Here is a 7563-nt window from a genome sequence, read left to right as displayed (position 1 = left end):
GAAGTGGAAATCCTTTTTTGTTGAGATTTCTCCTCCCTCGAAATGACAAATCGTATAACAAAAAAGATTGCAACGGAAAGCAGGAACACGGATTCCAAAGCAGCCCAAACGTTTAGCTTCAACCCTTTCTTAGTCGAACATAAATTAATACTGATTGGTAGCCAACAAAACCAATGTACAAGCCACTTCTACCTTGATGCCGTTGCCTTGTAGCAATTGGTAAAATTCCGGGTTTTCGGTGCCGGGATTGAAGATAACGCGTTTGGGTTTCGTTTCGATAATGTAGTTGTAATAATCGCGCTGGCGTAACGGATTGAGGTACAACGTTACTGTGTCGATATTCTTCAACGGAATAGTTTTGGTGTGGATTTTAACGCCGGCCACTTCACCGGTTTTTTGTCCGATGGCCAGAACGGAATGGCCTTTTTCGGTTAGTTTTTCAATGGCTTTATAAGCGTAACGCTCCGGATTGGTGCTGGCGCCGAGCACCAATGTTTTCTTGTTTTTCATTGGGTAAATTTAAGGAATAATGTTGTTAAATTAACACACACTTTGATTCTTTGGCTATCTTTGTGCCGATGCAAACTATATAGCTATGGAAATCTTTTTGAATACTTTCTTTGTGTTGTTAGGGGCTTTGTTTTCGGTATTGAATCCGATAGGTGTTATCCCGTTTTTTGTGGGTTTGACCCAAGATTACGAGAAAGCGGAACGCTCCAGAGTTTCATTATTGACTGCAGTTAACGTTTGTATTATTTTATTGATTTCCTTTTTTTTAGGCGAATATGTACTGAGTTTTTTTGGTATTACAATTTCTGCCTTGCGCATTGCCGGCGGGATTTTGATTGCCAGCTCCGGATTTGGTTTGCTTAACGCCAACCCGAAAAAAAGAAAAGGAATCAGCAAAGAGGTAGAAGAAGATTTGCAACACCGAAGCTCTATTTCGTTGACTCCGCTAGCCATGCCAATGTTGGCCGGTCCGGGCTCGATTTCGTTGTTGATTGCTTTTAACCAAGACCACAATTCTACCCCTGAGATTTTGTCTTCCGTATTTTCAATTATTTTTGTGTCGCTGTTAATTTTCTTAATTTTAAGAAGCGCCCATTATTTGGCAAAATACCTTGGTGCTTCCGGGATTGTAGCGATTTCCAGAATTGTCGGCTTTTTGACGGTGGCTATAGGAATCCAATACATTATCAGTGCGGTTTTGAGTATTATTAGAGGAATATGATGAATTGTGAATGATGAATTATAAAAAAGCCCAAAATCAAATCGATTTTGGGCTTTTTAGTTGCGTAATATTTTGAATTAGGCTTTCGGCAGGAAAATCTCGGCCATCATACAACGCGCACTACCGCCACCGCAAGCTTCAATAGTGTCTAAACTGGAATGGATGATTTCCACATGTGCTTCCAATTGGGCCAATTGTTTTTTGGTAAGGCTTTTATAGGCTGACTCGCTCATCACCAAATACCTTTTGTCGTCTTTGCCTTTGACTTCTAACATGTTTCCGGCAAAATTATTGACTTGCTCTTCGGTGATTAAAACGATTTCTTTATCATCGCCACGCAGACTGTCTAACACCATTTTGCGTTCCTTTTTGTCGTCGATACAATCGGCACAAATTACCGCAAAAGTATCGCCTAAGGTTAGCATTACGTTCGTGTGATAAATTTGTTTTCTTTCGCCGTTAACGGTTTGAAAAGCTTCAAAAATGACGGGCGTGAATTCGAAATCTTCACAAAATTCAATCATCAATTCCTCATCAGCACGAGGCGAAAGCGCGCAGTAGGCTTTTCCGTTTTCGCGGTCTAACAATAAACTTCCGGTACCTTCGAGAAAAACATTGTCTTCTTCTGCCGATGTATAGTCCATGATTTCGTTAATCACAAAACCTTCTTCTTCCAAGACATCCAAAATGTCTTCTCGGCGCTCGGCACGGCGATTTTCGGCAAACATCGGATACAAGACTACATCGCCGTTTTCGTGAAAGGAAATCCAGTTGTTCGGGAAAATACTGTCGGGTGTATTCGGCTCCAGCGTATCTTCGACTACAATCACATGCACACCGGCTTTTCGCAATTTGGCCACAAAAGCATCGAACTCGGCTTGCGCTTTGGCATTAACCGTTTCCGGCAATAAACCATCAAGTACTTTTTGGTAATAATTGTTAACCGCTGTTTGTTCGTTCATACGAAACGCCACCGGGCGAATCATGAGTATGGAGTTGGTTGTTTGTTTCATTTTTGTTTAGTTTAAAGTTTCAAAGTTTCGAGTTTCGGGTTGGTCAACTTAAATCTTGAAACCTATTTTTAATCTCTAATCAACGGTAAAGTTGAGCATCTTAATAAACCTTCTTGTTTGGCAATTTCTGCGTATGGTATTTCTTCAACTATGAAATCGTTTTTGCGCAGCCATTGGTTGAGTCGGGTAAAGTTACGTTCCGAAACCACTACGTTTTCATCAATGGAAAACACATTGGAATTCATGTGGTACATTTCATCACGAGTGATATGGAATAGGTTTTCTTTCCCAAACAATTTGACCAAGAAAACATAATCCGATTCCTCGCGGAAACCGCTTTTGTAAATGATACCTTTGTTTTTGCCAACCGGTTGGAAGCAACAATCCAAGTGCAAGGCATTGTCACGGGCTTCGAGTTTGGATTTCACCAAATCAAATTCCTTTACTTTTTTGTTAGGAAACATTTCTTTGATGTAATTTACACCGTGCATATTGGTTCGGGCCGTGATGTAGTCTTTGTAGTCGGAGCCTTTGTAGGTTCCGATGAAGATATAATCGTTCCACAACATAACATCGCCGCCTTCAATGTGCACTTCTTCTGGTGGGCGGACTACTTTTTTGGGATCAATTTGGTCGATGACGTATTGAATGGCATCGAGTTCTCGTTCCCTGTCGGGCAAAATATTGGCTTTGATAAACATATCGTCGATTACAAAACCGATATCGCGGGTAAAAATTTGGTTGTAGTTTTCAATCATTTTCGGACGAAAAACCTGTACATCATATTTTTGAAATACTTGGTTAAACGCTTCCATCTCTTTGACCATATCTGCTTCAACGGGATAAGTCCCGGCCAAGATGTGTTCTAAGGATTTTGGATCATAAGCTTCTTCGGCGGTTGGCGTAGGACCGTTGTTTACGGCCGACCCCAGCACCACTGCCCTGAGTCGGGAAGTTTCATTTTTGACATTTAAGGCTAACATAAATTAGTTTTGGTAATGGACAAATATAACAAAGCTTCTCGGTTGGGAGAAGCTTTGTTTAAAAGTATTTTGGACTATTATGTTAATTTTTGATGAGTTTCTCAGTATGAATTCGACCATCTTCCGAAGTGATGTTAATGATGTACACACCATTGGCATAACTGCTGACATCCAAACGGGTTTTAGCTGTTAATTCGACAGCACGATCCAATACCACTTTACCGTCAATAGAAGTAATATTGACTTTATTGAACTGAGCATCTTTCATCACAATTTCGATAGTACTGCTGGACGGGTTTGGAATAATGGCAAATCCGTTGGTCAATTTCATCAAATTCACATTCGAATCATATGAGGAGACAAAGGCTTTTTCTTCTTTAACCTCAGCCGGTTTATACACAAAATCATCCGTACAACCTTCAGGATATGCTGCAAATTGGGCACCGAGTATGGCCTCGAATCCCGGATTCAGCTCGACATAATTGGCAGCGTGATACACCACTCCATTTCCGGTAACATTATCGCCCACCGACACTATGTTGGCTGCTTTAATCCAATCAGATCGTTCTCGTTCTTTGACTGCAGGAACGGCTAAATTATTGTGATCATCGGCCGGAGAAACCAAGACCAAAGTAGGTTGACAACAATTGTCAAAAGAGACATCCGGACCAACATTGGCGGAACTGTCTGAAATATCGTAAACGAAAGCCCCGGCCGGGCAAACTACATTAAATGCGGCATTCACTTCGAACTCAAAATCACCACTTGGCGACACCCCAAATTGACTTGGCGGTACTGTAAAGCAGAAGGTATTAGAGGTTAGTTGTGATGGTGCAGGAATGGTAGAAACTACTATTCCGTTTTGTATGATGTTCAAAGAAATCCCATTTAGTGTTGCATTTACCGGTGGTTGATAGGTTCCGCAAACTTCGATTGGCGTTGTACCACTCATATCCGGACAATCAAAATTAGTAGGGTTTGTATTTAAGGCACCCAATTGTGGCACTGCACAAGTGGAGCCGCAAATATTATCGATATAAACCGTCCCAAAATGAGCTGATGGTTCGCAATCACTCACAGTAAATTCGATGGTTCCCGGCTGGTTCAAAATTTCCCCAACATTCAATCGGGCGCAAATCCAACCGGTATACAATACACGACGATTACTTCCAACAACTAACGTATTGAACAAACAATTATCGGGATTGGCAATAATACAAATCTCATCGACCACATTGTTGTTTTGATCTAAAACACGCACTCTGAAAAAAGGCTGAATAGGCTGACCGTGTGCCGGTTTGTTGTCCATTATCAATGAAAAATTAAAGTCGATAGTCGCTTGGTTGATTACCGGAAAATAGCGAGACATGGTAGTCACATCGGAAGAACCAAAACCTGCGGAATTGTTCAGTTTAATTGATTTAGTGCCGCCACTACTGCTAATAGTTGGCACATTAACTCCCAATGACGCCAAGGTTGGATCATATTGTTGATAGCCAGAATTAGTACTGCTTATGAGTGTTATGGTTGAGCCAAAATTATTGGTACTTGGCGTAACCAAATTGGTAGCTGTTGCGGCGGTAGGCATCGAGCAAGATTGAAAGAAACCGGTTCCGGTTGCCGGTTGCGGATATGCATCGGACCAGAAAGAATAGCCGGCGGTACCCGATTCAAAATCGCCATTGGTACAAGTTTGCATCACTGTTACCGGTGGTGTTTTGGCAATGTAGTACTCTCGCTTTTCAGGATTTTCCACAAAAAACAATTTTCTCAACTCATAAATCTTAGTGTTGATTATTGCTCTTTGTAATTCTTCTTCAGAAAACTCCTCCTCTTCATGCAAATGTTTAATTACCTCCTCCGTAGTTTCTTTGGATAATTTGTAGTTTTTGAAATTATCATTGACAAAACGAACAATTTCGGCCTCCACTTCTTGTGAGCGAGACACCCTATTGTTCTCTTCCGCTATGTAGCTATCTGTTTGAGCATGAGTATTCAAGCCATAGAGCAGCACAAAGCTGATGAAAACTATTTTATATATCTTGTACATACTATTTAGTTTTGGTCAGTAAGGCTTGCACTAAAGCTTTTAACTCTTCTATTTCTTTTTGGTTTTGTTCAAGGGCTTTTCCTTGTGCTTGGATTTTTTTATCTTGATCGATGATGTAAAGAGTTAGCTCTTCAATTTTTTCCATTTGTTTTGATTGCATTTCAGCTACATCGATTCCGTTTTGAGCCAACACTTCGGCTGAATCAATCCCGGGTAAATGTTTGTTGGCTTTAACAAACGTTTCTACTTCTTGCAATGGCATTAGCTTGTAATCTTCTGCAAACACGTAGTCAGCCCAATTGGCAGAGTTTCTCAAAGCCACTTTAACTTTTTCGGTCAAAATTCCGCCTTCCACAAACAATTTGTAATCTCCAGTTGCGTTTGGATAAGTAGCAGTACCACCAATGTAAACTTTTCCGTTAGTAGTGCTATTGGCTGAATTGAACCAAAGATTACTGTTATTCATATCCACCACTCGGTTGCCGCTAATGGTTGTAGCTTGATTAATTACACCATTATTAGCATACAAACTAGTATCGTTTGCATTCACCACATAAGGAGTAGCCGAAGAACCGTTGCCGGTTACCGTAACATTATTTCCGGCAGTTACCGTTGTTGTACTTGGTAAGGTGAACGAGCCACCGCCATTTGACAAAGTGATAGTATTGCCGGCTTGAGAAAGTGTTTGGAATGTTGGTGTTGGTAAAGTAACGCTGTTTCCATTAGAAATGGTTAATGTATTGCCGGTTAAACTTAGGGTTTGCCCATCGGTGTCAGTATCGGTGAAAGCGGGTAAGGTAACACTGTTTCCGTTTGAAATAGACAGCACGTTCCCGGTTAAGCTTAGCGATTGGGCATCTGTATTGGTGTCGGTGAAAGTTGGTAAAGTAATAGAACCGCCTCCGTTAGAAAGTGTAATTACATTTCCTATTTGTGTTAAGGTTTGCAACTCGTTTGTGATGCTGCCGTCTACTTCTGTTAGCAAAGATTGAGGCAAAGTTACAGGCGCACTGGACACTCCGTTAACCGTAGTGATTAGTTGATTATTGGTATTAATGGTATTGGCAATGGAATTCACAATCGGCGCTGAAGCTTGGATGTTATTCACTGTAGTGGTCATGGTATTAACATTAGACGACATTAAGTTTGTTCCTAATGCGTTTGGTAATAATTGTAAAACCACATCTCCGTTTTCGTTTACCGTTAAGAACTTGTTGGTTACCATCCCGGAATTAGGATTAAAACTACTGGTCAAATTTGTAAAACGTAATCCTGAAAACCCATTTCTTCCATGTTTGATTTCTACTTTATTGTTGGGCGAAGTGGTGCCTATACCAACATTTCCCTCAACTAACATCCCGTTGAGTGGTGCAAAGATACTGGTAGCCGGTGTTGTGTTGGATTTAGGCATAAAACCTTTCCCAATTACAACTCCTCCATTAACATCTAATCGGTTAGTAGGAATAACATTGTTTCCTAAACCAATACCGGTATTTCCATTGTTATGAATAAAAATCCTTTGATTTCCGGCTCCGTCTGCTAAGATAATTGTTTTATCAGTATTGCTTCCTGCCAATCTTGCTGAAGTAGACGTACTATTCAGTCTGACTTTACCCAAAAAAACATTATAACTTCCATATTTTAAATTAATCCCTGTCTCGTTTCCGACAAATATGTTGGCATTACCGGACAATAAATGTCTTGGTGTAAGAGATCCTATGGCGATGTTATCACTGCCTACATTTGTGGATAGAGCAGCGTAACCAATAGCGGTGTTGTTATTTCCTGTAGTATTTGCTTCTAATGTTCTGTGGCCAATAGCAATGTTTCCTGAACCGGTGGTGTTGTAAAACAAACTTCTGGTTCCAAATGCACTGTTCAAAGTTCCAATAGAATTGAATCGCATAGCCTCATTACCGTAAGCACAGTTAAACCCTCCTTGTGAAATTTTTAAAACATCTACCCCAAAGGCGTTGTTACTGTTACTGGTATTATCCATCAATGCATTCTTCCCAATGGCTGTATTGTAACTTCCGGTATTATTGAGACCGGTATTCTCACCTGAGAACGTATTATCACCCTGACTATTTCCTTTGGAAATAGCACCTAAAATAAGTAATACTGTGTAGAAAAAGTAATTTTTTATTTTCATAACAAAAAGATTTGGGGCATTAAAGAACTATTTGACACTCATTTTTGTGGACTCAGGGTCGGGTCATGTAAAAAATAATTGCTGTAATTTTTGTTTTGTTTGGGAAAAACATTTGTTCTAGTGAACTGTAGGTT

6 protein-coding genes are annotated in these 7563 nt (G+C 40.3%); 1 reads left to right on the top strand and 5 read right to left on the bottom strand.

The features are described from left to right. Positions 1 to 144: 144 nt before the first annotated feature. Positions 145 to 510, bottom strand: coding sequence for a CoA-binding protein (locus tag Q0M21_RS12305; protein ID WP_290875117.1), 366 nt, complete (start codon positions 508 to 510; stop codon positions 145 to 147). A gap of 85 nt (positions 511 to 595) precedes the next feature. Between Q0M21_RS12305 and Q0M21_RS12300 the strand changes: the two genes are divergently transcribed. Then, the gene (locus Q0M21_RS12300) at positions 596 to 1231 is read left to right on the top strand and encodes a MarC family NAAT transporter (protein WP_295338798.1); all 636 of its coding nucleotides are present in this window, start codon (positions 596 to 598) and stop codon (positions 1229 to 1231) included. A gap of 77 nt (positions 1232 to 1308) precedes the next feature. On the opposite strand, the gene ctlX is transcribed toward Q0M21_RS12300, so the two are convergent. The 4 genes from ctlX to Q0M21_RS12280 form a co-directional block, all read right to left on the bottom strand. Beyond that, complete coding sequence (gene ctlX, locus Q0M21_RS12295; protein ID WP_295338795.1) at positions 1309 to 2244, bottom strand: citrulline utilization hydrolase CtlX; 936 nt, start codon at positions 2242 to 2244, stop codon at positions 1309 to 1311. Between the two features lie 68 nt (positions 2245 to 2312). Continuing rightward, positions 2313 to 3227 carry a dimethylarginine dimethylaminohydrolase family protein gene (locus Q0M21_RS12290; protein WP_295338792.1) on the bottom strand — a complete coding sequence of 305 codons (915 nt, stop codon included), beginning with the start codon at positions 3225 to 3227 and terminating at the stop codon, positions 2313 to 2315. A gap of 82 nt (positions 3228 to 3309) precedes the next feature. Next, positions 3310 to 5277: a T9SS type A sorting domain-containing protein gene (locus Q0M21_RS12285; RefSeq protein WP_295338790.1), complete on the bottom strand. Its 1968-nt coding sequence runs from the start codon at positions 5275 to 5277 to the stop codon at positions 3310 to 3312. A 1-nt stretch (position 5278) separates the two neighbouring features. After that, complete coding sequence (locus tag Q0M21_RS12280) at positions 5279 to 7429, bottom strand: hypothetical protein (RefSeq protein WP_295338788.1); 2151 nt, start codon at positions 7427 to 7429, stop codon at positions 5279 to 5281. Between the last annotated feature and the right edge of the window lie 134 nt (positions 7430 to 7563).

Source organism: Flavobacterium sp. (assembly GCF_024710485.1).
Taxonomy (GTDB): Bacteria; Bacteroidota; Bacteroidia; order Flavobacteriales; family Flavobacteriaceae; genus Flavobacterium.
Note: the sequence above shows the minus strand (reverse complement) of the source record. Positions and strands in the feature narration are given on the sequence as shown.

Coding starts and splice junctions, on each gene's coding strand:
- ctlX (WP_295338795.1), bottom strand. CDS start 2,244: ATGAAACAAACAACCAACTCCATACTCATGATTCGCCCGGTGGCGTTT.
- Q0M21_RS12285 (WP_295338790.1), bottom strand. CDS start 5,277: ATGTACAAGATATATAAAATAGTTTTCATCAGCTTTGTGCTGCTCTAT.
- Q0M21_RS12280 (WP_295338788.1), bottom strand. CDS start 7,429: ATGAAAATAAAAAATTACTTTTTCTACACAGTATTACTTATTTTAGGT.
- Q0M21_RS12290 (WP_295338792.1), bottom strand. CDS start 3,227: ATGTTAGCCTTAAATGTCAAAAATGAAACTTCCCGACTCAGGGCAGTG.
- Q0M21_RS12305 (WP_290875117.1), bottom strand. CDS start 510: ATGAAAAACAAGAAAACATTGGTGCTCGGCGCCAGCACCAATCCGGAG.
- Q0M21_RS12300 (WP_295338798.1), top strand. CDS start 596: ATGGAAATCTTTTTGAATACTTTCTTTGTGTTGTTAGGGGCTTTGTTT.